A 425-nucleotide genomic window follows, 5' to 3' on the forward strand; every position below is an offset into this window, starting at 1 on the left:
GATCGTTGTCATGAGTTATCAATTCGCACATTTTGAGATGCTGAGTCGTAAAGTGCTTGTAAAGCCTTCCGACAAGGCAACGAAGTCTAAGAAGTGGAATATTAAAGAGACTATAGATGAGGCTACCCGGAGAAATCCGGATGCCTGTTTGCATGTTGAAAATCCAGGCAAGCCGGTTCTCGTTTTTGGTCAGGATTTAGAAGCTCTTGAGCGTGAGCATGAGCAGGCTTGCGATGGTGCTGTTGATGTTCAGAAGAATGGCAAGAGCAGGAAAATCAGAAGCACTCAAAATACTATGGCGTGCATTGTTCTGTCTTGGCCAGGTGAGATGGATGCCGATTGTAAGCGTTGGCAAGCTCGGTCGGTCAAGTGGTTGCAGGACACGTATGGGGACCAGTTGAAGACAGTCATCAGGCATGATGATG

Annotated in this window: 1 protein-coding gene; it reads left to right on the forward strand. The window is 47.1% G+C overall.

Annotated features, from left to right (window positions below):
* Positions 1 to 425: plasmid recombination protein (locus KP705_RS18070; protein WP_215765293.1), on the forward strand; the 425-nt coding region annotated here is incomplete at both ends.

The sequence above is a fragment of the Gluconobacter sp. P1D12_c genome (assembly GCF_018812105.1).
GTDB classification, from domain to species: domain Bacteria; phylum Pseudomonadota; class Alphaproteobacteria; order Acetobacterales; family Acetobacteraceae; genus Gluconobacter; species Gluconobacter oxydans_A.